Origin of the sequence: Microcoleus sp. PH2017_24_DOB_U_A (genome assembly GCF_020738205.1) — a bacterium.
Lineage (GTDB): Bacteria > Cyanobacteriota > Cyanobacteriia > Cyanobacteriales > Microcoleaceae > Microcoleus.
In genome coordinates this window covers 15,300-40,410 of sequence record NZ_JAEQCT010000065.1, presented here as the reverse complement: position 1 = coordinate 40,410, position 25,111 = coordinate 15,300, and the positions used below count along the sequence as shown (strand labels likewise).

At 45.7% G+C, this 25,111-nt stretch carries 19 protein-coding genes; 12 read left to right on the top strand and 7 right to left on the bottom strand.

The annotated features are described in order from the left end of the window. On the top strand, positions 1 to 234 hold a 234-nt coding region (locus tag JGK07_RS19080), incomplete at its 5' end, for a transposase (RefSeq protein ID WP_293198113.1). 191 nt (positions 235 to 425) lie between these two features. Here JGK07_RS19080 and JGK07_RS19075 read toward each other — a convergent pair. The 3 genes from JGK07_RS19075 to JGK07_RS19065 all read right to left on the bottom strand — a co-directional run bounded on the left by JGK07_RS19075 (position 426) and on the right by JGK07_RS19065 (position 4,303). Continuing rightward, positions 426 to 749, bottom strand: coding sequence for a DUF1825 family protein (locus JGK07_RS19075; protein ID WP_293176096.1), 324 nt, complete (start codon positions 747 to 749; stop codon positions 426 to 428). A 307-nt stretch (positions 750 to 1,056) separates the two neighbouring features. After that, positions 1,057 to 1,674, bottom strand: coding sequence for a signal peptidase I (gene lepB, locus JGK07_RS19070; RefSeq protein WP_293176094.1), 618 nt, complete (start codon positions 1,672 to 1,674; stop codon positions 1,057 to 1,059). A 151-nt stretch (positions 1,675 to 1,825) separates the two neighbouring features. Next, complete coding sequence (locus JGK07_RS19065; protein ID WP_293176091.1) at positions 1,826 to 4,303, bottom strand: ATP-dependent Clp protease ATP-binding subunit; 2,478 nt, start codon at positions 4,301 to 4,303, stop codon at positions 1,826 to 1,828. 1,430 nt (positions 4,304 to 5,733) lie between these two features. Between JGK07_RS19065 and JGK07_RS19060 the strand changes: the two genes are divergently transcribed. Then, positions 5,734 to 7,881, top strand: a complete 2,148-nt coding sequence (locus JGK07_RS19060; protein ID WP_293176089.1) for an adenylate/guanylate cyclase domain-containing protein — start codon at positions 5,734 to 5,736, stop codon at positions 7,879 to 7,881. Between the two features lie 169 nt (positions 7,882 to 8,050). Continuing rightward, positions 8,051 to 9,352 carry a mechanosensitive ion channel family protein gene (locus JGK07_RS19055; protein WP_293176087.1) on the top strand — a complete coding sequence of 434 codons (1,302 nt, stop codon included), beginning with the start codon at positions 8,051 to 8,053 and terminating at the stop codon, positions 9,350 to 9,352. Between the two features lie 485 nt (positions 9,353 to 9,837). Here the strand turns inward: JGK07_RS19055 and JGK07_RS19050 are convergent, their stop codons facing one another. Both JGK07_RS19050 and JGK07_RS19045 read right to left on the bottom strand, forming a co-directional pair. Beyond that, on the bottom strand, positions 9,838 to 10,671 hold the full coding sequence (locus JGK07_RS19050) for an inositol monophosphatase family protein (protein WP_293176085.1): 834 nt from the start codon (positions 10,669 to 10,671) through the stop codon (positions 9,838 to 9,840). A 176-nt stretch (positions 10,672 to 10,847) separates the two neighbouring features. Then, on the bottom strand, positions 10,848 to 12,281 hold the full coding sequence (locus tag JGK07_RS19045; protein ID WP_293176083.1) for a BCD family MFS transporter: 1,434 nt from the start codon (positions 12,279 to 12,281) through the stop codon (positions 10,848 to 10,850). Positions 12,282 to 12,552: 271 nt separating this feature from the next. Between JGK07_RS19045 and JGK07_RS19040 the strand changes: the two genes are divergently transcribed. Both JGK07_RS19040 and JGK07_RS19035 read left to right on the top strand, forming a co-directional pair. After that, complete coding sequence (locus JGK07_RS19040; protein ID WP_293176328.1) at positions 12,553 to 13,497, top strand: aldo/keto reductase; 945 nt, start codon at positions 12,553 to 12,555, stop codon at positions 13,495 to 13,497. A gap of 220 nt (positions 13,498 to 13,717) precedes the next feature. Further along, positions 13,718 to 14,236, top strand: coding sequence for an isoprenylcysteine carboxylmethyltransferase family protein (locus JGK07_RS19035; RefSeq protein WP_293225234.1), 519 nt, complete (start codon positions 13,718 to 13,720; stop codon positions 14,234 to 14,236). Here the strand turns inward: JGK07_RS19035 and JGK07_RS19030 are convergent. Further along, positions 14,216 to 15,541, bottom strand: coding sequence for an NB-ARC domain-containing protein (locus tag JGK07_RS19030; protein WP_293225232.1), 1,326 nt, complete (start codon positions 15,539 to 15,541; stop codon positions 14,216 to 14,218). The two genes, JGK07_RS19035 and JGK07_RS19030, sit on opposite strands and share 21 nt — an antisense overlap. Positions 15,542 to 15,831: 290 nt before the next feature. Here JGK07_RS19030 and JGK07_RS19025 point away from each other — a divergent pair, with 290 nt between their 5' ends. From JGK07_RS19025 to JGK07_RS19015, 3 genes are all read left to right on the top strand, one after another. Next, positions 15,832 to 17,127 carry a glycoside hydrolase family protein gene (locus tag JGK07_RS19025; protein WP_293210425.1) on the top strand — a complete coding sequence of 432 codons (1,296 nt, stop codon included), beginning with the start codon at positions 15,832 to 15,834 and terminating at the stop codon, positions 17,125 to 17,127. A gap of 502 nt (positions 17,128 to 17,629) precedes the next feature. Further along, positions 17,630 to 17,830, top strand: a complete 201-nt coding sequence (locus tag JGK07_RS19020; protein WP_293210423.1) for a hypothetical protein — start codon at positions 17,630 to 17,632, stop codon at positions 17,828 to 17,830. Continuing rightward, entirely contained in the window at positions 17,827 to 18,087 is a 261-nt protein-coding gene (locus JGK07_RS19015; protein WP_293210421.1) for a hypothetical protein, read from the top strand. Before JGK07_RS19020 ends, JGK07_RS19015 begins: the two co-directional genes overlap by 4 nt. A 272-nt stretch (positions 18,088 to 18,359) precedes the next feature. Here the strand turns inward: JGK07_RS19015 and JGK07_RS19010 are convergent, their stop codons facing one another. Then, the gene (locus tag JGK07_RS19010; RefSeq protein WP_293225230.1) at positions 18,360 to 18,962 is read right to left on the bottom strand and encodes a pentapeptide repeat-containing protein; all 603 of its coding nucleotides are present in this window, start codon (positions 18,960 to 18,962) and stop codon (positions 18,360 to 18,362) included. 107 nt (positions 18,963 to 19,069) lie between these two features. Between JGK07_RS19010 and JGK07_RS19005 the strand changes: the two genes are divergently transcribed. From JGK07_RS19005 to JGK07_RS18990, 4 genes are all read left to right on the top strand, one after another. Further along, positions 19,070 to 20,506 carry a hypothetical protein gene (locus JGK07_RS19005; RefSeq protein ID WP_293225228.1) on the top strand — a complete coding sequence of 479 codons (1,437 nt, stop codon included), beginning with the start codon at positions 19,070 to 19,072 and terminating at the stop codon, positions 20,504 to 20,506. A 714-nt stretch (positions 20,507 to 21,220) separates the two neighbouring features. After that, positions 21,221 to 22,804, top strand: coding sequence for a chloride channel protein (locus JGK07_RS19000; protein ID WP_293176070.1), 1,584 nt, complete (start codon positions 21,221 to 21,223; stop codon positions 22,802 to 22,804). Positions 22,805 to 22,866: 62 nt separating this feature from the next. After that, positions 22,867 to 23,739, top strand: a complete 873-nt coding sequence (locus tag JGK07_RS18995) for an Rpn family recombination-promoting nuclease/putative transposase (protein WP_293225226.1) — start codon at positions 22,867 to 22,869, stop codon at positions 23,737 to 23,739. A 54-nt stretch (positions 23,740 to 23,793) separates the two neighbouring features. Next, positions 23,794 to 24,666: an Rpn family recombination-promoting nuclease/putative transposase gene (locus JGK07_RS18990; RefSeq protein ID WP_293192425.1), complete on the top strand. Its 873-nt coding sequence runs from the start codon at positions 23,794 to 23,796 to the stop codon at positions 24,664 to 24,666. Positions 24,667 to 25,111: the final 445 nt, after the last annotated feature.

Genomic DNA, 25,111 nt, shown 5'->3' with positions numbered 1-25,111 from the left:
ATGGCTATTCCTATGGAGTTTAATTCAAGGCGACTGAAGTCGCAGCCGCTTTCCTCCCCATGTCTAAAGCCAGGGGCTTCTCGCTCGTTTTTTGGTGAATTCCCTGAAAGGGTGAATGAGTTTTATCGTAAAGATGTTTTGTGGAGCAGTTCGTATTTTATTGCTTCTTGCCGAGGTGTTACCGTCTCCATACTTAGGAAGTATATTGAGAATCAAGACTCTCCCAAAGATTGATTTGCGGTAACTGAGTCTAATTGTCGGGCTGGTGTTCCTCCGACCGACGAGCCTTTCATCCCTACGGTAATTTAGTCGGGGTACGGAGCGTAGCAATTGAGATTCATCCCCTCTAAATACACCGAGGGACTTCCCGGCTGCTAGTTAATTATCAGTTGACAGTTGACAGTTGATAGTTGTCAATTGTCAACTTATGATTGCTTTTCCAGTTCAGATTTCATCCGCTCCAGCGTTGAGTTCATTTGCTCAAACATCTGCTGGGGCGTGATGCCAAATTGATTTAGCTGTGTTTTTAACTGCTCTACAGTCATCTGAGCCATGAAGTCTTCAGACAGCTCGAAGCGCTTCATAAAAATACGGTAGCGATCCATCATTGATTCCATCTGAGCGATGAACATCTTCTTGCCTTCGCGATCGAATTTGCCGTAATTCCCGCCTAGTGCGACGAGAGATTGATAGTCTTCAAACAACAGCTTGGCTTCTTGCTGAACAATTTCTGAATCAAAAAATCCCATAGCTTTCCTAATTTTTAATATTGAAGTGATTTTGATCTAGGCGGGAAATCCCGCTGCTTTTGGTACTATTTTATCAGTTGCCGGAGGAACTCTCTACCGCTCAAGGCGCAAAAATCAGTAGAAATTTCCGTACAGGATAAGGCATGGGCATCGGGAATTGGGAATTGGGAATTGCGAAGTCGAGGGATGGGGCATGGGGTCTTTATGGCATTGGGCTTGCAATAACAACTGACAACTGACAACTGACAACTGACAACTGACAACTGACAACTGACAACTGTCAACTGTCAACTGTCAACTGACTTCTTCAAACTTGTCCGATACGCTCAAGTGGCCAAAACCTCAATACAGCCCGGCCGATGATATTCTTTTTAGGTAAAAATCCCCACCTGCTAGAGTCGTTACTGTTGTTGCGGTTGTCTCCCATCACGAAGTATTGATTTTCCGGGACGACATAAGGCCCCCACTGGTATTTAGGAGGTTCGGCAATATATTTCTCAACGAGGGGTTTGTCGTTGAGGTAAACTAGACCTTTTTTCACAGCTACTGTTTGACCTGGTAAGCCAATTACCCGCTTGATAAATGCTTGGTCTGCGGTAAAGCCTTGTTCTTGCAACTGTTCCGGCGGCGCAAATACTACGATGTCACCAGTTTTTGGAGGTTCCAGGTAGTAGGATATTTTTTCGACTACGACGCGATCGCCCACGCGCAAAGTTGGTACCATAGAATCTGAGGGTATGAAGCGCGGTTCTGCCACCAACGCTCGAATCACTATTGCTAAAGCCAAAGCAATAATCACAATCTGAAGATTTTCTCGCTGCGATTTCCACGCTTTTTGCCACCACGGGCTTGTGCTGAGCGAAGTCGAAGTATCAGGTAGGTTTTCTGCTACTTCTGTACCAAAATTCTTTTCTTCAGATGTCATTTACTCCTCCTATAATTTTATTGACTCTTATTCATAAAAAAGGCAGAGAATTAAGATTCTCTACCTTTTTTATATGCTGATTTTGAGTTATTTACGATCGCGCAATTTGCGATCTTAAAACTTTACTCGCGATCGCACTTACTCAACGCACTTACTCAGCGCCTTGGGGCAGCAATTCCCGTTTTTGACCTTGCAGCACCTTGACAATTCCATCGTCGCCCACATCTACAACAGCGATATCGCCATCTTTGATGCGGCCAGAAAGGATTTCCTCAGCCAAGCTGTCTTCCAACAACCGCATGATCGCGCGGCGCAGGGGCCTGGCTCCGTAGCTGGGGTTATAGCCTTCTTCTACTAGCCGTTCCTTGAATTTTTCGGTCACTTCCAGAGTGATTCCCTGTTCTGTCAAGCGGCCGAACACTTCTTTGAGCATGATAACGGCAATTTCCTTGACTTCTTCCCTGTTCAACTGACGGAAGACGATAATTTCGTCAAGTCGGTTGAGGAATTCTGGGCGGAAGTAGTTCTTCAGTTCTTCGTTAACCAAGGAGCGAATGCGGTTGTAATTAGCATCAGCTTGGTTGTCGCCGAACTCGAAACCGAGGCCGCCGCCACCTTTTTCAATGACCTTAGAACCGATGTTGGAGGTCATGATCAGCAGCGTGTTTTTGAAGTCCACGGTACGACCTTTGGCATCTGTTAAGCGGCCGTCTTCCAATATTTGCAAGAGCATATTGAAGACATCGGGGTGGGCTTTTTCGATTTCGTCAAACAACACGACGGTGTAAGGACGACGACGAACTGCTTCTGTCAGTTGTCCGCCTTCGTTGTAGCCGACATAACCAGGAGGAGAACCGATAAGTTTGGAGACGGTGTGACGTTCCATGTATTCGGACATATCCAACCGAATCATGGCGTCTTCGGAACCGAAGAAGTAGCCGGCTAAGGCTTTCGTCAGTTCGGTTTTGCCGACGCCTGTGGGCCCGGAGAAGATGAAACTGGCGATCGGGCGATTGGGATTTTTCAAGCCAACGCGAGCGCGGCGGATGGCACGGGAAACGGCTTTCACTGCTTCTTCTTGACCGATCAAGCGCTGGTGCAAGGTATCTTCCATGTGCAGCAGTTTTTCGGATTCAGATTCAGTCAGTTTGTTGACCGGTACGCCCGTCCAGCTTGCGACGATTTGAGCGATATCTTCTTCGGTAACTACTGGCGAAGGGTCGGTTTCGCCGGTGCGGGCCGAGTCAGTTTTTTTGGCTTGGGAAATCGCGCGAATTTCGGCTTTGATCGTCATTTCTCGATCGCGCAATTCACCTGCTTTGTCAAAGTCTTGAGAACGCACCGCTTCGTCTTTATCTTTCAGGACTTGGCGGAGTTCTTTATCAAGTTCCTTAGCTGCGGGCGGCAGTTGGGAGTTGATCAGGCGGACTCTCGAACCAGCTTCGTCTACCAAGTCAATTGCTTTGTCTGGGAGGAAGCGGTCAGAAATATAGCGGTGAGACAGTTTGGCGGCAGCTTCCAGGGCTGTATCCAAAATTTTCAGCTTGTGGTGCTGTTCGTAGCGTTCCCGCAAACCGAACAGAATCTCGATCGTCTCGTCAACGGTGGGCTCGCCGACCATCACGGGCTGGAAGCGGCGTTCTAGGGCGGCATCGCGCTCGATGTGCTTGCGGTACTCGTCGAGGGTTGTAGCGCCGATACACTGGAGTTCGCCTCTTGCCAAAGCTGGCTTGAGAATGTTCGCTGCGTCGATCGCCCCTTCAGCCGCACCAGCACCGATCAAAGTGTGCACTTCGTCAATCACCAAAATCACGTTACCCGCCGTGCGGATTTCGTCCATGATTTTTTTGAGGCGTTCTTCAAATTCCCCCCGGTATTTCGTACCAGCTACGAGCAAGCCGATATCGAGGGTAACGACGCGCTTATCTTCGAGGATATCTGGGATATCGTTGTTAGCGATGCGCTGGGCCAGACCTTCGGCGATCGCAGTTTTGCCGACTCCAGGTTCGCCAATAAGTACCGGGTTATTTTTAGTACGGCGACCGAGGATTTGAATTACCCGTTCGATTTCTTTTTGCCGTCCGACTACGGGGTCAAGCTTACCATCAACCGCCATTTGAGTCAGGTTGGCACCAAATTCGTCCAATGTTGGGGTTTTAGTGCGAGCTCCGCCGCCGGTGGCTGCGACTTCTGCCGTTTCTCCCAGCATCCGAATCACTTGGGTGCGGACTTTCGACAAATCTACTCCCAGATTTTCCAGGACTCTGGCCGCTACTCCTTCACCTTCACGAATCAGGCCGAGCAGCAGGTGTTCTGTACCTATATAATTGTGTCCGAGTTGGCGAGCTTCTTCGAGGGACAGTTCTAGAACCCGCTTGGCGCGAGGGGTGAACGGAATTTCGACTGCTACGAAGCCCGAACCGCGCCCGATGATTTTTTCGACCTCAATCCGAGCATCTTTGAGGTTGACCCCCATTGATTTGAGGACTTTGGCTGCAACTCCGGTTCCTTCTCCAATCAGACCCAGGAGGATCTGTTCTGTCCCTACGAAGTTGTGACCCAGGCGGCGAGCTTCTTCCTGGGCCAACATGATTACTTTTATTGCTTTTTCTGTGAAGCGTTCAAACATGGTTTATTCCCACCTGCTATGTGCCCGTTTTGAGGTCACGCTCGCACAACGAGCGTTTTTGTTCGAGTGTTAACTCGTAATGCTAATTCTAGCGCGACACTCCCACCGCGAAAGCCGCACTCGGCTGCGGTTGCAGATTCCAGGCTCATGTTGCAGGGTGGCTTTCAACTGGGAAGACCCAAATGGTGGCTGACCTACAACCTCCCCTAGACTGCAAGAAGATTGCTCTTCTCGGCCTGTGCCCAACCTACGACTACGTATTGATGGATTCTAGCACAATGTTTTTGATATGAAGTCTATTAATCCAGTCGGATGCGCGATCTTTTGTTAACTTGAGCTTGCTTTAAACTCTGTTCTCATTTTCTCCCGAACAACTTTTAGACCGCTGCGCGATCGATCGCTATTGTCCAAACACAGACACGCTACATATAACGTCCCTGCGTAATTCCTGTTAGTTTTTGTTGCAAAGTAATGCGATCGGTTGATACAATATTTTCTATAATTGTCAACGCAGAGCGACTATTTTCGAGATAAATCTATCCCTAGTCACGAGCCCCAAAATTCACCCACGGCTGATGGGGTTTATCTGAAAAACCGAACTCTGTTAAAACAACAAGTAAAGACCGAGAATAGGTTAACCAAGGTAACTCAATATGCGACATATTGGCGAGCGAAAACTTTTTGATGATATTGCCTTAGTGGTGTTGAAGCAAAAGTAGGAGGGACTTTTTTATGTGCTGGTAGATTCTCCATTACTACTACCACGCTCACCCAGAGTTCCGGTACTAAAAATATTTGGATAAACACCTCACTAATCCTTGCTATCCATTGAGCAATTAATTATCATTAATCTCATATTATCTTGGGACTAATAGCACCGCTAATCGTGTTTTTTTTGCCGTGTATAAGTCTCCATAAACTTACTAATCTTATAGCAATATTGCCCTAAGTTACTCTTAAGATAATTAAAAAATTTTCACTACTATAATGCCAATGTGCATTTTTCAAAAGTTTAATTAGTCTTTGTTTTAGCTCTTGAGACAGATGGTTTATGGCTGGCATATATCTGGCGATCGCTTGCCTATGATATGTTGATATTCTACAATATAGATGCGCAGGGAGCATCTCAGTTTTGCATTTACAGTGCTGTCGGGAGTTCAAAAAAGGTTCGTAGTACGTCAGTAGAGTTCGCTCTTCAAAAAATGCTTATTGCAAAACTGAGATGCTCCCGATGCACAGCAGCTTAGAATCTGCTATCCAGGATTTCTCTTTTTGTGCTGTTGGGCAGTAGAGCGACTGTTGTGAGCCGATCGCCAAAAGATGTCAAATGGGTTCTATAAATGAAAAGCGATCGCTACCAATGGTGAAAGATTACTCTTTAACTTCTTAGAGATGAAAGAAATAATACCCAGACTCTCAGGAAAAATCCTATGCAATTAGTGAATCATTTAAGTATAAAAACAAAACTCATAGTCATGTTGCTGGTAGTCAGCCTTTGCGCTATGCTTGCGAGCACGTTTATATGCTCTAGCAGTGGGAAAGCTATTCTGACCGAAAAAGTCTTTAACCAATTAACCAGCCTTAGGGCTGTGAAAGCTTATCAAATCCAAGATTATTTTGAAAACCTTAAAAACCACACCCAAACCCTCAGCGAAGACTTGACAGTAGTCGCAGCCCTACAGGAATTTAAGACGGCTTACAGCGAACTTGAAAAGTCTAAAATTCCAGCGAATTTTGACGCAAAAATTGATACCTACTACCAGAAAGAATTTTTAACCAAACTAACGCGAACTAACGATGGTTCGCCTGTTCTGGCAGCATACAGGCCAAAAACACCCGCTGCTCGTTACCTACAGTACCACTACATCGCTGCTAATCCGAACCCCGTTGGCAAGAAACTTCTCCTTGATACTCCAGGCGACGCCAGCGCTTACAGCCGCGCTCACGCCCTCTACCACCCTATTTTTCGCAATATAGTTGAAAAATATGGTTACTACGATATGTTTTTGATCGATCGCGAAGGAACTGTTGTCTATACGGTTTTTAAAGAAGCCGACTTTACCACAAGCTTGATCGATGGCCCCTACAAAGAGAGTAACCTAGCAAACGCGATCGCCGCTGCACGACAGGCAAAGGGAAAGGGGTATGTGAAAATAGTAGATTTTAAGCCCTACAGCCCTTCCTACGGTGCGCCTGCGGCTTTTATCGCTGCTCCAATCTTTAACGGCTCGGAATTTATTGGTATTTTGGCGTTCCAGTTTCCCGTTGACAAAATTAACAATGTGATGACTGGTAACAAAAATTGGAAACAAAGTGGTCTGGGCGATTCAGGAGAAACTTATCTGGTTGGGTCGGATTATCTAATGCGCTCTGCATCTCGTTTCCAGATAGAAGACCCAGAAGGTCATGCAAAAATTCTAGCCTCTATCGGTACTGATGAAAAGACCATCAAGAAAATCAAAGAGTTCAATACTACAATCCTCCTACAGCAAGCGCAAACAACAGGAGTGAAGGAAGCGTTATTTGGGAAACAGGGCACCCAGGTGATCGACGATTATCGTCATATTCCTGTTTTGAGTTCTTATTCTCCACTAGATATTGATGGATTGAGGTGGGTGATATTGGCGGAGATGGATGTTTCGGAAGCCTATGCGTCAATTCACTCCTTTCAAAAAACAATTGTGATGGCAGCTACTGCAATCATCGCGATAATCACGGTTGTTGCCATGTGGCTGACCGCAATCTTTGTCAGACCCATCAAGAAGTTAATCGCTAGTGCCCGCCTGGTGGGGGCTGGAGAAGTTGACGCGGTGGTTAAATCTGGTTCAGAAGATGAATTTGGAGAGTTAGCTAAATCATTTAACCAAACGATAGGCCGCCTTCGTGCCGAAACTCAACTAATTCAACAGAAAAATCGCGAAAATGAAGCATTAGTCTTAAATATATTTAGTCCCGCAATAGCCAAACGCCTCAAACAGGGCGATCGAGCAATTGCCGATCAGATTTCTCATGTCTCGGTTTTGTTTTCCGACCTCCATCGATTTACTAAGCTCTCTCAAACCATGTCAGCTCCCGAAGTTATCGCTCTGCTTGATGAACTGGTAACAGCCTTTGATGAAATGACCGAAAAATACGGTTTGGAGAAGATTAAAACTATTGGTGATGGTTATATGGCTGTATGCGGGCTGAGTGTGCCACGTTTGGATCATGACAAACGCACGGTGGATTTTGCTTTGGAAATGCTGGCGTTTGTCCACCGATTTAATTATGAAAAAGGCTTGGATCTAGACGTAGAAATCGGTATCAATTCAGGAGATGTGGTTGCAGGTGTCATTGGCAAAAATAAATTGCTCTATGATGTTTGGGGTGAGAGCGTAAATATTGCCAATAGATTGAAGTCGGCTTGTCCCCCCGGCGCAATCTTTGTGTCTCAAGATATCTACGATCGCCTGCACGATCTCTACGATTTTGAGTTGGTTGGTGAAATTCAAGAATCTGGAAAAGAAAAGTTAGTAGCTTGGCAAATCACAAGTTATAAGCTTCCAGTAAATGTTGGATCGGAGGAAGTCCATGAATAATTTAAGCTCTTCAAACGACTGGGAGATGTGGGCAGTAATTGTCGGATTAGGGTTCCCACTCCTCGTCGTTTTACTAGGAGAGGTTATTTATCACCTACAAAGGCACGCTAGACCACTGGCGACTACCCTGCTGGTTATAAAAAACCTTGTCCTGCCGGTCTTAATGGTGATGATTTTAATCAGGAATGTCCTGAAGCTTGACGTTAATGGGAATTTTCCCAAGCTCGTAGCAACACTGTTCTGGATATCTGCCATCTACGCATCTCTCTCGCTGCTTAATGTGATTTTGTTTGAAGAAGCTGAGGCTAATACATGGCGGGCACGGATGCCCAAATTGCTGATCGATCTTTCTAAGTTTTTTTTGGTGCTTGTAGGAAGTGCGATCGTGCTAGCGGCAGTGTGGGGTGCTGATTTGGCCGGTCTTGCTACTGGATTGGGCGTTAGCTCAATTGTGATCGGTTTGGCGCTTCAGGACACACTAGGTAGCGTCATGTCTGGCATGGCGCTGCTTCTAGAACGTCCCTTTAGTGTTGGTGATTGGTTGCGGATTGGAGATATCGAAGGTGAGGTAGTTGATATCAATTGGCGATCGGTTCGCCTGCTCACTCTCCAGCGCCAGATGATAATCGTTCCTCATCAGTTCATTGGAAAAGGAATCATCCATAATTACAGCCAACCAGAACGCATTTATAACCAACGCCTCAATATTGGTTTTTCCTACGATAGCCCGCCTAATCTCGTGAAGCAGGTACTAACAAGTACAGCCTTGGCTACCCAAGGAGTATTAGCGGAACCGGAACCAAATATTAAAACCAAATCCTATGATGAGACTGCAATTATGTATGAGGTGGAGTTCTTTGTCAAAAACTTTGAGGATGTAGACCAGATAGTCGATCGATTTATGACGCGAATTTGGTACGCAGCGCAGCGAAACAACTTAACGTTATATCGTTACCGATACTCGTATCCTGTGGAACCTGCTGATAAGGCAGATAGCGCTTCAACTAAGTTAGCCCAAAGCCTGCACTCAATTCCCGGATTTATGCCTTTAGCTAGAGAACCCAAAAATTTGGATGACTTAGGTAAGGGAACTATTTTACAGAAGTTTGGTGCGGGAGAGAAAGTCATCCGGCAAGGCGAGCCTGGTAATGCTTTGTACATTATCATTGCGGGTCAGGCTAAGGTCACAGTCAGGAACCAGTTTGGCATGGAGTTGGAGGTAATGACTATCTTGCGTGGTGAGTTTTTTGGGGAAATGGCACTATTTAGTGGGGAACCGAGTCCGGTATCAATCGCCGCCGTTGACGATTTGCAAGTTCTTGTCATCTACTCAGATGCTGTAAATACAATGATTGAACGCCAACCAAGCTTGGGGCGCGAGATAGGTCAAATTATAGAGGCGCGAAGCAAAGCGGTAAGTATGGCCGCCCAGGCAGATGTTTCGTCAAGAGTTCAGGTTGATTCCCTATGAGGATTTTGAAGTAAATTGATATCGAGTAACCAATTAAGGGCTCGGGACTAATTTTCTGTTCGGCTTGTGACAATTTTACCATTCTTGGGGCTGGTGAAAAAGCACGGTCATAGACCGTGCAAAGCATAACGAATCACAACCGCCTATGCAAGACCCATTGGTGACAAGTTAAGGTGACTACTGGTGTGTAGATGCTTTGGTAGTAGGTGATCTTCTCCCAAGCTAGAAGCGAATGGACGGCAGAATCTGGCAGCAGCTTCTGGCAAGGTGAGGCAACACTCTGCAAAAATTGTTGGAGAGAGAATGGACGCACGATTTGGCATTGCCGGGAAAGAGATCTTTTGGTTTGTAAGGCAATTATCTATGTATATCTTGCCTTACAGATTTTTTTTGTCACTTTTTCAGTGCCATTTGACTAAAGTCCGCAAGAAAGAAGGACTGAAGTCCGAACGATCGAACCTATTGGGTTCGAGGCGACTTTAAGATTAGCCCATTTTTTTCTTCTTCCAAGCTTCAACAAACGGCAAAAACACCGACACTAATTCCTGGCGACTCATCACCAAAGTTGGAAAAGAAACCCTCGCATAATTCTTACCCACTTCCAGCGGAAAAATCGCTTGGGATTCCAGCGGTAGCCAAACCGCACCCGCAGCCTTGACAATTACCCAACTCCCAGCAATATCCCAAATTTTAGGAGTCGCTTCAACTCCTCCCATCGCCACACCGGAAGCCACCATTAAAAAATTGTAACTAGCCATCCCCAACATCCGAATTTTACTCGGAAGATGAGGCCCAATTCCCACACTCCGCGAACACAAATTAAAAATATGATTTCCACTCAGTTTATCATCACTCGGGCGAATCGGGCGATCGTTTAAAAATGCACCTTGAGGCATATTTGTCAATACAGGATCGTCCGCCAAATTCTCTGCATAAAAACCGTGGAAAGTTTGATTCAGGGGTGGCAAATGCACGCAGCCAAAAACTGGAGTTCCGCGATATAATAGACCTAAAGAAATCCCCCAAATTGGAATGCCCCGAGCAAAATTAGTGGTAGCATCGAGAGGATCGACAACCCAACACCATTCAGTATCGGGTAAAACGTGCTCTCCTTCTTCGCTCAAAATCCCGTGACTGGGAAACGCAAGTGCGATCGCATTTCTAATCTCTGCATCCGCCCAATTGTCAGACTGCGTAACCAAACTGCCATCAGATTTCTCATCCGCTTGTGCAGAACCGAAATCTTTCAAAAACTGCTGTCCGATTGTTTTGACAGTTGTCTGAGAAAAAGTTAGAATAGAGTTCCAAAAATCTTGCATTAGTTACTGGTTTGTAGGAGAAGACGGCGGTTGAAACCGCGCTGATAAAAACGAAGACGGCGGTTGAAACCGCGTCTACAAAAACGAAGTCCGCCTCCGCGGACTGAAGAGAACTTTCTTCAACCCGCGGAGGCGGGTTTGGTCTGTATAGACGCGGTTTCAACCGCCCGGTATTCTCAGTCTAATTCATTTTCAAGGATAGTTGCGATCGCACTTTTAGCATTATCCTGAAATTCTGCAACATCCACCAGACTCAACAGATACAAAGCGAAAATCATACCCACAGCCGGCACTGCAAAAACCAACCCGTAAGCCAACATCGGCACTCCAAACAAAGTCCTGCCAAAATCCAAAATAGCACCGCCGCTAACCGTAGCAAAACCCCGCGCCATCGCCTGCGACAAACCCCAAGCGCCAATAAAAGTCCCCGCAGTTTCCGCAGCCGTCAAATCCAACATCAAACTCAGTGCCCCCGTCGTTGTAATTCCCGAAGCTAACCCGAAACACATCAAAGCCGACTTAAACACAATGGGATTACCAGTAAATCCCGATAAAATAATCAAGCCAAAACAAGCCGCCACCGATAAACAACCCAATCTAATCGTATTTTGCTTGCCAATCCGCGGCACAATTAAAAAACCAGTTGCGCTCAAACCGATGAGAACACCAGTACCGTAAATAGCATTCAACCGCGTACTTTCCGAAATCGGCATCTTAAAAATTTCCCCGCCGTAGGGTTCCAAAACGGCATCCTGCATAAACAAACAAATTGTCATCACCAGCAGGAAAGTAAAAAACAAACCAGTTTGGCGGCTAGCAGTCAAAATCCGCAGCGCACTTCCTAAAGTAATCTTATCTTCTCGATTAACTGCGATCGATCGCGCCCCGTAACGCGAATACTTCTTCTCAACCCCAAAAGTTGCAATCCCCACCAACAGCAAAACCACCGCCGGCACCTTCACAAACAAACCATTAATCGAAGCCTGCAACACTTCCCGCGGCACATCCCCATCAATCTGCTTCAGCAAACCGCTGCTGACAATCGCCCCGATAATAATACCAACCATCAGCATCGACCACACCACACCCACCAACTTCGATCGATCTTCCTCATCGGAAACATCCACCAACAAAGCAGCAAAAGGAGTCGAGCTCGAACAAATCGCGATACCGTAAACTGCAAAAACCAAACCCAGCAAACCCACCCAGCCGTAAGTCGGAGTCGTCCACCCCACAGCGTCTAAACTAGCGCCCAAGCGCCACATCACCTGCACCGCCAAAAAAGCCGAAATCACAAACAACAGCCCTCCCATCCACACGTAACCCGTGCGGTGATGGCCAAACAAAGGCTTAGCATCCGACATTTGCCCGAACCATACCCTCGCTGGCGCCACAAACTGGTGCATCGCCAGGGTACCAGCCACCACAGTAGCCGGAATCGCCAACTCCTTAATCATCACGCGATTGAGTACCCCCAGGGTCAAAATCGACATCATGCCCAGCCCCATCTGAAACAAGCCCAGGCGGAACATCGTCGCGAGGTCAATTCTCTTTTGGGCAGCAGTCGTGGAATCTGTTAATGTAGAATCTGGCAAACGGTCGATCGGCATAACTTTTCAAATAAAGACAACATTTGAATTTATAGTAACTGAGATATTGCAATCGGCCGCCATTATACCCACAGCTAGAAGCTCAAATGACATTATTCATATAAAAATAAAGAGAATCAATATAGCAACCGCCACCTGAAAGCGCGGACATAAATAACCTCATGAATCGATCCCCGATCCCGCGATCGATAAACCGTTTGATTCCCGTACTATGTAACTGTCAACTGTCAACTGTCAACTGTCAACTGCTATAACTGTGGATTTACCAACCGTGACAACTATCACCCTAGGACAAAATGGCCCAGCCGTCATTCCCCTGTGCGTCGGAACTTGGGCTTGGGGCGACAAACTATTTTGGAACTACGGCAGCAACTACGGCGCCGCCGAAGTAGAAGCAGCATTCAACACATCCCTAGATGCCGGAATCAACTTTTTCGACACAGCCGAAGTCTACGGTAACGGCTTGTCAGAAGAATTGCTGGGACAGTTTATCAAAAAAACTAGCCAACCCGTGCAAATAGCCACCAAATTCGGCCCCGTACCTTGGCGGATTACCGGAAAATCAGTTTCCGAAGCCTTGAGTGCCAGCTTAAAACGGTTGCAAGTAGAACAAATAACCCTCTACCAAGTACACTGGCCTTTTAGTTTTTTACTGAGTCAAGAAACTCTGATGAATGCCTTAGCAGACGAAGTAAAACAAGGCAGAATTCAAGCAGTAGGAGTCAGCAACTATTCCGAAGAACAGATGCGCGAAGCTCACAAAATACTAGCAGCCAGAGGCGTCCCCCTAGCAACAAATCAAGTCCGTTACTCATTGCTATCGCGGCAAGTAGAAAAACAAGGAATTGTACGTGCAGCCTCGGAATTGGGAGTCACAATTTTAGCTTACAGCCCCTTAGCCCAAGGATTGCTCACCGACAAATACACAGCCCAAGAACCACCTACAGGAGCCCGCAAAATGGACTCCCGATTCGGCAAAGTGGGCCTTGAAAAAATCGAATTAGTCATGTCTACCTTGCGAAAAATGGGGAGAAAGCGCGATCGCACGCCCGCGCAAGTTGCCCTAAACTGGTTAATAGCCCAAAACGGAGTTATCCCAATTCCCGGCGCCAAAACCGCAAAACAAGCCGAAGAAAACGCAGGCGCCCTAGGCTGGACTTTAAGCCAAGATGAAGTCAACCAACTAGAACTAATGACACGTCCCTGGCGAGAATAAATCTCTAATAGGTATGTAGTTGCGCTTGAGCGCTCTATCCGAGGTACGTAGTTGCGCTTTAGCGCTCTATCCGAGGTATGTAGTTGCGCTTGAGCGCTTTATCCGAGGTACGTAGTTGCGCTTTAGCGCTCTTTAAACGCGATCGCACAACTACAAACAATCTACCAGATGCGCCCAAAAATGTCAGTTCCACAATCCCTAGCCGAACTTTCCTCTTCCTATGAAAAAACTATTAACTGACTGGGGTTTCACGCGCCAAGGCTGGAGCAACAACAGCCGGGGCGAATATTTAGTTTTTCTGCAATTAGTATTACTTGCAGCATTTACAATCTTACCAGTTTATCAACTGCCGGGATTCAAAAGTCAATCAACTCAATTAATTTATCTTACCTGGTTTTTAGCAAGTATTCTCAGCTCTATCGGATTAACTTTCATCATCAAAGGACTGATAGATTTGGGAAAAAACCTCACACCATTACCCTATCCCAGAGAAGACGGAGAATTAGTCCAAACAGGCATTTACGGAATAGTGCGGCATCCCTTGTACAGCGGCGGCATCTTCGCAGCCCTCGGCTGGACAATCTTTCAATTCAGTTTATCTCATTTAATAGCGACTGCAATTTTACTAATATTTTTTGACATCAAATCCAGACGCGAAGAAACTTGGTTGAGCGATAAATATCCCGACTATTCAGAATACCGCCAGCGAGTAAAAAAACTAATTCCGGGCATTTATTAAAAGTTCGATATTGCTCGAACGACAGTTTCGTTCGAGCAATCGTTCTCTGACATACTCGGCGATCGCAGGTTGTAGCATTAAACTGGTGGATGCGGTATAATTAAGCGATCGCTCATCGAAAATCAGCGATCGCTCGGCCAGCGCCTCCAATGCTTCCATCAGTTGCCGTCCCGAAACTTCGGGCAAAATTTCAGCTTTTAGCTTCGCAGGAGTCGCTGCTTCTTGGTTAATGGCTAACCAGTACATGATTTGTTGTTGCAGGGGAGACAGGCGATCGAATTGGCGATCGAGCAAATCCCACAAATCGCTAAAAACAGTATTTCCTTGCGCTAAAAATGCCTTTGTGTCACCGCCAAAAAGTGTTTGAATAGTCGTTGCAGCAAGTTTCAGGGCGAGGGGATTGCCACCAAAATAATTTACAATATCTCGACATTGCAATAGCGTTACCTTTAATCCTTTATCAGCGAGGATTTGCTGGCATACAGGTGGCGAAAGGCCGAAGAGTTTGAGCGATCGCACGGGCAAATTTTCACCCGATCGCACGGCAAACCCGCCGGGTTGTTCTCGTCCGGTTAAAATCAGACAACTTTGGTGTGGTTCGTCAGCAATGCGGGCAAATAACTGTCGGTAATCTTCATAACCTTGTTGATATTGTCCGCTGCGATTTCCTGCTTGCAAAATCGACTCCAGATTGTCGAAAATTAACAAACAGCGTTTTTGCCGCAACTGTTCCATGAGAGCATGAATAGAGTGATTGGTTTCGGCTGATGAATTAGTTAAAATTGGTAAAATATCGCTGAGGATAGCATCTAATGTCGGTGCTTGCTGCAAACTCCGCCAGATCGCGAATTCAAATTTAGATTGAATTTGCTGGGCGAGTTTGACAGACAGAGAAGTTTTGCCGATACCGCCAATTCCAAAAATACCGATCGCACGGGTAGAATCGCCGCTAATCCAAGTTTCTAATGTTTCTAATTCCTGCAAGCGGTTGTAAAAATAGGAAACATCGATCGCTTCTCCCCAATCTTGGATGCCCGCACTGCTCTGCTGGTAGTGGCGCAAGACTGCTTGCAGATTTTGTTTTGAGACTTTTTCGCCGATAATTTTAGATAGATTGCACCACAATTTCGCGCCGATGTGTTTAATAGAATCGTGTTCGTAATTTAAGCGATCGGCTATCTCTTGATAAGAGTGTCCTTCCCAAGTTTCCAGAAAGACGTGGGATTGAATGTCAGTGAGTTTTTGCTTTTTGTTAACGGATTGTAATATACGATCGACTATGGCGATCGCCTCTTGTGCTGTCATAGTTTGTTATTTTGCCCTGTTCAGCAAATTTACTGATTATTCTGGGTATTAGTCGCATTTCAGGAAATATAAACAAATTTACACAATTAATCGAAAGCAATTGGGTTACAAGCCTCCGGTACAGGCTGTGAGATAAATTCCATTATCTAAAATTTAACATCTAAAATCGATTGACTGCTAGCAGCCTTTAAGGGAATTTACGTAAGTTTACAAAAGCTTGTCACTTTTTCTCACCGGCAGGGCGATCGGATTTAGGTTTTGATTGAGAAAGTCAAGAAGAAGAAATACTTATGAATATGCAACCAAGTCAAGATTGCTTAAACCTTATCAAAGAGTCGGAAGGTCTACATCGCAAACTTCCTAACGGAACAATTGGAGCTTATGTCGATCCAGTCGGGGTATGGACGATTGGTTATGGATCAATTCATCACATTAATAAAAAAAGGGCTGTGAAACAAGGTGATGTGATTACCGAGGCTGATGCTTTAAATTGGTTAAATTTAGAAGTGGAACAGAAGGCAGCAGCAGTGAATAGCCTGTGTACAGTTCCTCTCAAACAAGGTATGTTTGATGCACTCGTTTCGTTCACGTTTAATTTTGGATCGGGAGCCTTAGAAAAATCAACACTTCTGCGTAAGCTCAACAAGCAAGACTACGAGGGAGCAGCCCGTGAATTCGATCGCTGGATTCATGGCGCTGGGAAAGTGCTACCAGGATTGGTGATTCGTCGCAATAAAGAAGAAGCCTTATTCCGACGGGATGGATGGCCAGGTGATGATGTCGAAATTGATGCATCCGATGCTGTTAACCCTCTGGACAAACCCTATCAGCAACAAGAACTTCCCCTAAAGATTACCCGTACCCTAAAGGAAGGATCTGTCGGCGAAGATTGCTACATCCTTAATTGTGCATTAGCAGAACGCGGTTTTCTCAAACTTGACAGTCAGCCGAATAGTTATACTGCTGTCACTAAAGAAGTTGTTGCACGGTTCCAAGGTGAAAATAATCTCAAGATTGATGGGCTTTTCGGTCCCAAAACAAAAGCAACACTTGCTGCTGCACTCGCTAAGTCACGCAAACGTTTGCCTGAACCAATGTTAGAACGGGTTTATTGCCGTCTGACTCGCACCCATCAGGTAAATTCCGACGGGCTGGAGTGGTTGTCACTAGAGTTTATCAGTTCTCAGCAGAACGTTCTTGACTCGCTTCTTGTTGTTTCAGGTATTAGTAGCACACAACAGGAGTTTAATCTTCCTGAAGATAGCGATGCAGGCAGTTTAGAGCCAATTCCTCAAGGACGCTATGTCATCGGCGATATTGATTGGGCGGGTGGTAAGAACAACTACGATGTTGCTCACTTTCATCAAAATGATGGGATTGGTCCAGTCTTTGTTCCTCTAATTAAACATTTCACCCAGATTGACGATCGTGATGCTTTTGGCTTTCATGTTGATTGGAACCAGAACCATTCACCAGGTAGTGCGGGATGCGTTTGCCCAACCACAATCAAGGATTTGAAAGAACTGGTCAGGCTTTTGCGTCTTTACGATCCTCGTGACCTTTTTGTGGACTGGGGACTGCTATAAGTGGACACTGCCCGTTAAAACTCTTAGGACTTACGCACGGGTGTCAGAAACCGGGTTTTTTTACGAAAATATGCGTTGCAACAGGCAAATTCGCTAAAAAACCCGGTTTCTTGGGTCGGAGTTCGTAAGTCCCGAATTTACCAACTTACAAACTTTTACAAAAGCCTGTCACTTTTTCTCATCGACAGGGCGATCGGAGTTGGTTATTCTTTGATTTAAGTCAGAGAACAAGTTGTTCAGACTGTTGAAATTTAAACCTCATTCAATCTGTTCTCAGCATAAGGTGCATCTACTTCAAATTGGTGCAAATTTAAAACTGAGCAGTACCATCGGCTGTAGTTGCAGTTGCCCTGGTTGAACTCGCGACGCTGGTATCCCACTCTTGGATCTGGTTCCTCCCATTGTGACAGGCTAGATGAGTATGTCTGTCAAGTTAAGTTGTGTTTGCCTCCTCAGAGTTATCATGAGAAGAGTAAGCCAGTTGTAACTTTCCTTCGATCTTATGAGCAATTTGCAAGAAATTGAACGTGCCGTCAGTCAATTATCGGCAAAAGAGCTTGCCGATTTCCGCGTCTGGTTTGCAGAATTCGATGCAGAAGTATGGGATCGGCAGTTTGAGGAAGATGTCGCAGCAGGTCGGCTTGACGATCTAGCTAAACGAGCAGTGCAACATTTACGTGAAGGGCGTTGTACCGACCTGTGAAATATCTTGCAACCCCTGATTTTTGGTATCACTATCGACAGTTACCCAACGAGATTCAAGAACTAGCCGATCGATGCTATGAATTGCTGAAACAGGATTCTCGGTATCCGTCACTACACTTCAAAAAAGTAGGTTCGTTTTGGTCGGTACGAATCGGAATACACTATCGCGCCTTGGCGGTAGAAGAAAATGATGATATTGCCTGGTTCTGGATTGGAACCCATGCAGAGTATGACAGATTATTGCGGGGTGGTTAACGCCAGCTAACAAGTCGTTACTGCAAGCTCGTGCTGCGGAAATTGAATACCCGATCGAAGCAGTCATTGAGATGGCAATCGCCAGTTTTCAAGGGCACAGAGGCATTAGGGTAGATTGCAAACCAGGAAGCGGGCAGTAAAATTGTAAAATCTTTGAGGATGTCGATCGCACCTCACACCTTCATATCCTCACAAAATAACGGGAAATGAAGGTTACAGGTGCGATCGCCCTCTCCCCTGACTAATGACTGATGTCAACTATCAACTGACTTTCATTCATGCCGCGTACCATCAGGCATCACCGCACCTTTTAAATTTGCCCCGGTCAAATTTGTCTCCAACAGCAAAGCATTCCTCAAATTAGCACCCTTCAAATTAGCACCTTCCAGATTCGCCATCCACAGATTTGCCCCCTCCAAATTCGCCCCCTCTAAGTCAGCATTAACCAGAAAAATACCTTTCATAAAAGCACCTGTTAAGTTAGCTTTTTTCAAGTTACTCTCTCCCAAATAAGCATCTTCTAAAAACGCCTTTTCTAAATTACTTACCTCCAAATTTGCCCCTACTAAATTGCTGCTTATCAGGTAAACACCAGCCAAATTTGCCTGTTTCAAGTTAGCATTTACCAAATGGACACTCCACAAATTGGCATCTTTGAGGTTAGCATTTTCTAAATTGACGCCTTCCAGAAAAACAGCACTCAAATTAGCCCCGGAAAGATTGCACCTGCGGCATTCTCTCGTTACAAGCAATTGTCGGACTTGATGCTTGACTGAGGAACCGTTGGCTGCGAAAATTATTAAACCTGTAATTGCTAAGCCGATCGCCCAAACAGTCGCCATCCCGATCGCACTTACAATCTTTCTTTGTGTCATGCCTCGAAAATCCGGGATTAGTATAAAAATATACCTATAAATTCTAGTGTTGGCGATGGCGTTCCGCCCCGCAAGCTACGAGTTTTTTGCTGCTCTTCCCTTCCCTCATGAAAAAACAGTTAAAACTTCAATTGCTAGCGATCGCCCTTATTTCCATCATAGCAACAATCGCTGTTGGGTGCGATCGCCTGCTCAAAAAACCCTTTCAACTCCCCCCATCAGCCAAACAAGAACCCTGGGCAGTGCAAATAGGCCTGCGAGTCGGCCTGATCCGATCCAACATCCCAACAGTCAACCGCATTGTTTTAGTCCCCGACGAAGCCACATTCTTAGCCGCAATCCAAAAGTGGAATTTCAAAGGACACTGGCCGATTCTCATCGAAGATCAAAAATATGCACCGATGTTTTTGCAGCGCTTCCAACCCGAAGAAATTGTCCGTTTACCCAGCATCAAACAGGAGATCCCAAAAGGTCAAAAACTCCAACAATTAATGCTGAAGGCAACAGCAGCAGCCTGGAATGCCACGGATACTCAAACCTTAAAAGCAAAATGGAGAGAACTCGGCTGGGAACCGCCAGGAGTAGTCATCACATCTGAAAATGACCCCGCACGTTTAGCAGCAGTTGCCTTAGCAGCAGCCCGTGGCCAACCCTTAGTATTTCTCGAAGGCAACTTCGGAAAACCGAACGATAACCTTAATACCGCACAGTGGAAAAATCTGCAAACAGCAGTTACAAAAGCTGTTGAATCAACCGGATATTTTTACTCGCAACTCGGAGATGCGATCGACACAATCACGATTGTACGCCAACTAGCAGTAAAATATCAATCCCCCCAAAAGCAAGACGAACAATGGGCTGTTACCGACGGTTTGGGACGGCATCCCAACGGTGAACGTTGGGCCGCGGCTGGCTGGATTTACGGATCCCAAGTGCGATCGATCTATCAAGCCATGTGCGCCATATTTCTCGACAGCCAAACAGCTATGCTGTATGACAGTTACCCAAAAGAAGGAAATTGGGGAAAATATGAAATGGAGTCAGCAGCTAGCGGACTAAAAAGCATAGGTTTGAATGTCGAATTAGTGCAAAAACCCCAGTCTACTCTCCAATTGTGGCGGAGTTTAGTAGCATCCAAACCGTGGACATTTGACTTAATATTAATGAATTCCAAAGGCTATCCCAAATCATTCCAAGTCGGTAACGGTGACGCCTTGGTTGAGGATATACCAAAACTGAAATTTCCCGCAGCAATCCACATGATTCACAGTTGGTCAGCATCAGATCCAGATGATGCAAATACCGTTGCTGGCAGGTGGTTGCAAAATGGTGCTTACGCCTATGTCGGCAGCGTCAACGAACCTTTGTTATCTGCATTTATTCCACCTAAAATAATGGTCGATCGCCTAAAACGAGGGGCACCTTTTTTAATCGCAGCCCGCCAGCTAGAATCCCCGCCCTGGAAGGTGGCCACCATCGGCGATCCGCTAATGTCGATCGCCAAACCCAAACCCAGAATTCCGGCCGCGCAACAACCGATATGATATACCAGTGGACAGTTGGCAGTGGACAGTTGACAGTTGCATAGTACGGGAATCAAACCATTTATGCTTGACGGGTATCGGCTATATTCATGAGGTTATTTATGTCCTCACCGCTGTGGCAATTGCTATATTTGCGATCGAACAGCCACCATCAAACAGGTTTGTAGTGAGGACTTTAGTCCTATTCCCTGAGGACTTCAGTCCTCACTACAAAATTTCGATTTGAGATATTTTATTCGACCTAAAATCTCAAATCAGAGCATTTAGTTCCAGTGATTTTACCAGAAAGAATTGGTTGAAAGCCTCTCCGTTTTAGGGATAAATTAAAATCAGACCATTCATTACTCCAATCCTCTTCCTTCTAGGTAGACATCGGTCTCAAACTGTCAACTGTCAACTGTCAACTGTCAACTGTTAAACAGACTGCTAGATGGCAGAGCCTCTAATGCGATCGCCAGAAACTATAAGACTGTAGATATAGTTAATTAGGATTATCGCTCAGTTTATCTAATTTTGAATGTCACTGAGCATACAATTATCAGCTAAAATTCACTCACCCTCAGAAGCGGTCATTCCATCCCAGCCGCCAGCCCCAAAAATCTGCCATAAAATACGCCTTAATTAACTTGTCAATTCCTCTGAAATCACTCAAAATGAAAATAAGAAATAAAATGTAATATTTATCTAACTTCTCACAGAAGAATGAACCGCTAAATGAAAGCCACCCATCCTGTGGAGCTGCTGCCGCCCGGCTCAACCGCAGAAACTCCGCATTCCTCCCGCCTCAGCCCGCTGTTCAGCCGCCTGCATCCGAACCCAGAAACCCTCCTGCTCGTCCTCTCCCTAGTGATCGGGGGAGTTACTGGCGCAGGCGTCGTCACATTTCACTACCTGATCCACTTGATCCACAGCCTGATGCTGGAAGACTTTATGGGGGCGATCGCCTCTTCGGGATCTTGGACTCTAGCGTGCATTCCCACCCTCGGCGGAGTCATCATCGGGCTGATGCGCTGGCGGTTTCGCGATTTTGGCCCCAATATGTCATCCTTAATTGCCGCCACCCGCGGGCTACAAGAACTCTCCCCCCTCAAACCCATCACCAAAATGGTGGCGGCCTCAGTATCCCTGGGCACCGGCGCCTCCCTCGGCCCGGAAGCCCCCAGCGTGGAAATCGGCGCCAACTTCGGAATGCTGCTAGCTCAAATCTTGCAGCTTTCCCCAGAACGGCAGCGCTTGCTCCTCGGCGCGGGAGCAGCAGCAGGCTTATCCGCCGGGTTTAACTCTCCCATCGCCGGAGTCTTTTTTGCCTTAGAAGTCGTACTCGGTAGCACCTTCGCCACTTCGTCAGTCAGCGTTGTCTTGCTCTCCGCCGTAGTTTCGGCGCTGATCGCTCAAATTTGTTTGGGAGCTCAGCCGGCCTTTGCTTTGCCAATCTACGATGTCCGCAGTCCTCTAGAACTGCCTCTTTACATGGGATTGGGACTTTTGGCAAGCTGTGTGTCCTTAGCTTATACAGAAGCAATTCAATTGGCCGATCGCTGTTTTCAAGGAAAAACCCGAGGATTTGCTTGGCTGGGACGACTGCCCCGGCCGCTTCATCCCGTCATCGGCGGTGCGATCGTCGGTTTAGTCGCCCTGCAATTGCCTCAAATTTTGGGTGTGGGCTACGAAACAGTCCAAGCAATGCTCCAAGATGTCAAATTTTCCTTGTCTTTGCTGCTGTTGCTGCTATTCGTCAAACTGGCGGTGACAGCTATCAGCCTCGGTAGCGGTTTAGTGGGTGGTATCTTCGCCCCGGCGATGTTTTTGGGAGCTTCGTTGGGTTCGGCTTATGGCATCTTTTTGGAAATGATCCCGGCATTGAGCGATCGAGTCGCAGGCCCTGCCGCCTACGCAATGGTGGGCATGGCCGCCGTCCTCGCAGGTAGCGCTAGAGCACCGCTGACAGCCATTCTATTGATGTTTGAATTAACCCGCGATTATCGGATTGTATTGCCTTTGATGGCCGCAGTGGGATTGAGTGTTTGGTTGGTGGAGTTTGTGAATCGTCGATCGACAGCCCACAGCCTCAACCTCCAACAAATGGGCGTAGATGTTGCTGTCAACGAGCCGATCAAAGCCAGGGAACAGTTGCAGGATTGGGAAGATGTTTTGGGCGATCGGATCGTCACAGAATTGATTTCTTGCCAACTGCCGATCGATGACGAACACAGGGACGATGAGCCCGTGCTGGCGATCGGCAACTCACATTTGCCAGAAAATGTCAAGCCATTACCTGAAACAAAATCTGCCGTTTGACCGCTCTCAAATCCTGTTGCTTCGCCACCAAACCGATAACCTTAAAACTAAATCTGACTACTATGATATTTATCAACCCGAAAACCGATTACGCCTTCAAAAAAATCTTCGGTTCCTCACAAAGCAAAGAGATTCTAATTAGCTTTCTCAACGCCTTAATTTATGAAGGAAATTCCACCATCGAAGACTTAGAAATTATTAACCCGAATCTGCCTCCCAAACTAGAAGGCTTAAAAGATAGTTATCTCGATGTGAAAGCCAAACTCAGCGACGGCACTTTAGTAATTATTGAAATGCAAGTGCTCAACGTCCAGTCTTTTGGCAAGCGGGTTTTTTACAATGCAGCTAAAACCTATGCTTTTCAATTGGAAGCAGCCCAAGGCTATCGACTATTGAAGCCAGTAATTGCTTTGACAATTACTGACTTTGAGATGTTTCCTGAGAATGCAGAATTTATTTCGAGATTTGTGTTAAAAGAAGTCAATAAAAACTTTACATATCCCGAAAATGAGCTAGATTTAGTATTTGTAGAATTGCCGAAATTTATCAAAGGAGAGGAGGAACTTGAAACTTTAGCAGATAAATGGATTTATTTCATGAAAAATGCGAGAAGTCTGACATCAGTCCCAGAAACAATGGATAGTATACCAGAAATACATGAAGCTTTTAATATTGCGAATCAAGCCAAGTTGAGCCGAGAGGAAGTGGCAGATTTAGACAAAAGAGAACAGTTTATTTATGACCAACAGGGAGCAATTATTAAGTCGCTTAACGAAGGCATAAAACAAGGCATAGAACAAGGCATAGAACAAGGAAAGCGAGAAGAAAAGTTGGCGATCGCCCGACAATTACTTTCACAGCTAGATAATGACAAAATCAGCCAAGTTACAGGGCTTACCGTTGAGGACGTGCAAAATTTGCGGGGCGATTCCTAAATATTCCAACAAACTACGCCTCACTGATTGAATCACTACTACAAAATTAAAGCCATGATATTTATCAACCCAAAAACCAAATACGCCTTCAAAAAAATCTTTGGCTCCTCAGAAAGCAAAGAGATTCTAATTAGCTTTCTTAACGCCTTAATTTATGAAGGAAATTCCACCATCGAAGACTTAGAAATAATCAACCCAAATCTGCCGAGGCAACTTGCAGATTTAAAAGATACTTACCTCGATGTCACAGCCAAACTAGACGATGGTACCTTAGTCATTATTGAAATTCTAGTTCTCAACGTTCAATATTCTGGCAATCGGGTATTGTACAATGCAGCCACAACCTACGCATTTCAATTGCAAAGAGGAGAAGGCTATCGAATGCTCAAGCCATTAATAGCTTTAACCATTACAGATTTTGAAATGTTTCGCAACAGCCCTAACTTAATTTCGAGATTTGTGTATAAAGAAGTTGAAAGCAATTTAAACTATCCCGAAGATGCCATGAATTTAGTGTTTATAGAATTACCTAAATTCCATAAAGAAGCAAGTCAACTAGAAACTTTGACAGATAAATGGATATATTTCATGAAATATGCCAGAATGCTCTCAGAAGTTCCCGAAACAATCGATAGCGTACCGGAAATCCACAAAGCATTCGATCTTGCCAATCAAGCCCGGTTAAGTCGGGAAGAAGTAGAAGTTTACGAACGCAAGGAACAGTTTATTCACGACCAACAGGGAGCAATTATTAAAGCTGTTGAAGAAGCAAGACAGGCAGGAATACAGGCAGCAAGAGAACAAAGAAAACGAGAAGAAACGCTAGCGATCGCCCAACAATTACTCTCACAGCTAGATAATGGCGCAATCGCCCAAGTTACCGGGATTAGCGTTGAGGATGTGCAGAATTTGCGGGTAGATTCATAGTTTAAATTAATTAGGCACAGGGAGTGGATTTGTAATGTCACTAGACTATCCTGAATATGAAGAACTACGCAAGCAAAGTTGGTTCTTGGGATTGCTTTGGCGTATAGGTGACTTGGGATACTATCTTGGGCTATTTGGCGCATTAGGATCGCCATTAATGATGATTTACAGTCAACTCACGCGAAAAGGTCATTTGCCCTGGCATACAGCCTTATTGGGTGGATTTCTGTGTACAGCATTCTGCGTTTGCATCTTTTTGGCTTCCGCACAGCTTAAAAGTTTTGCGTTCAAAAGAGGAGACGCTTTAAAGAATAAACGTTATCGATAAAGCGGACGGCACGAATATCTTGGTGCTGGGTTTGAGGTTACTTGCCACGATTTATCGCCCGCACTCAACCCATCGCTCTGGCAAACACTGGCGCTACACTCAACTCTGGGGTAAAAT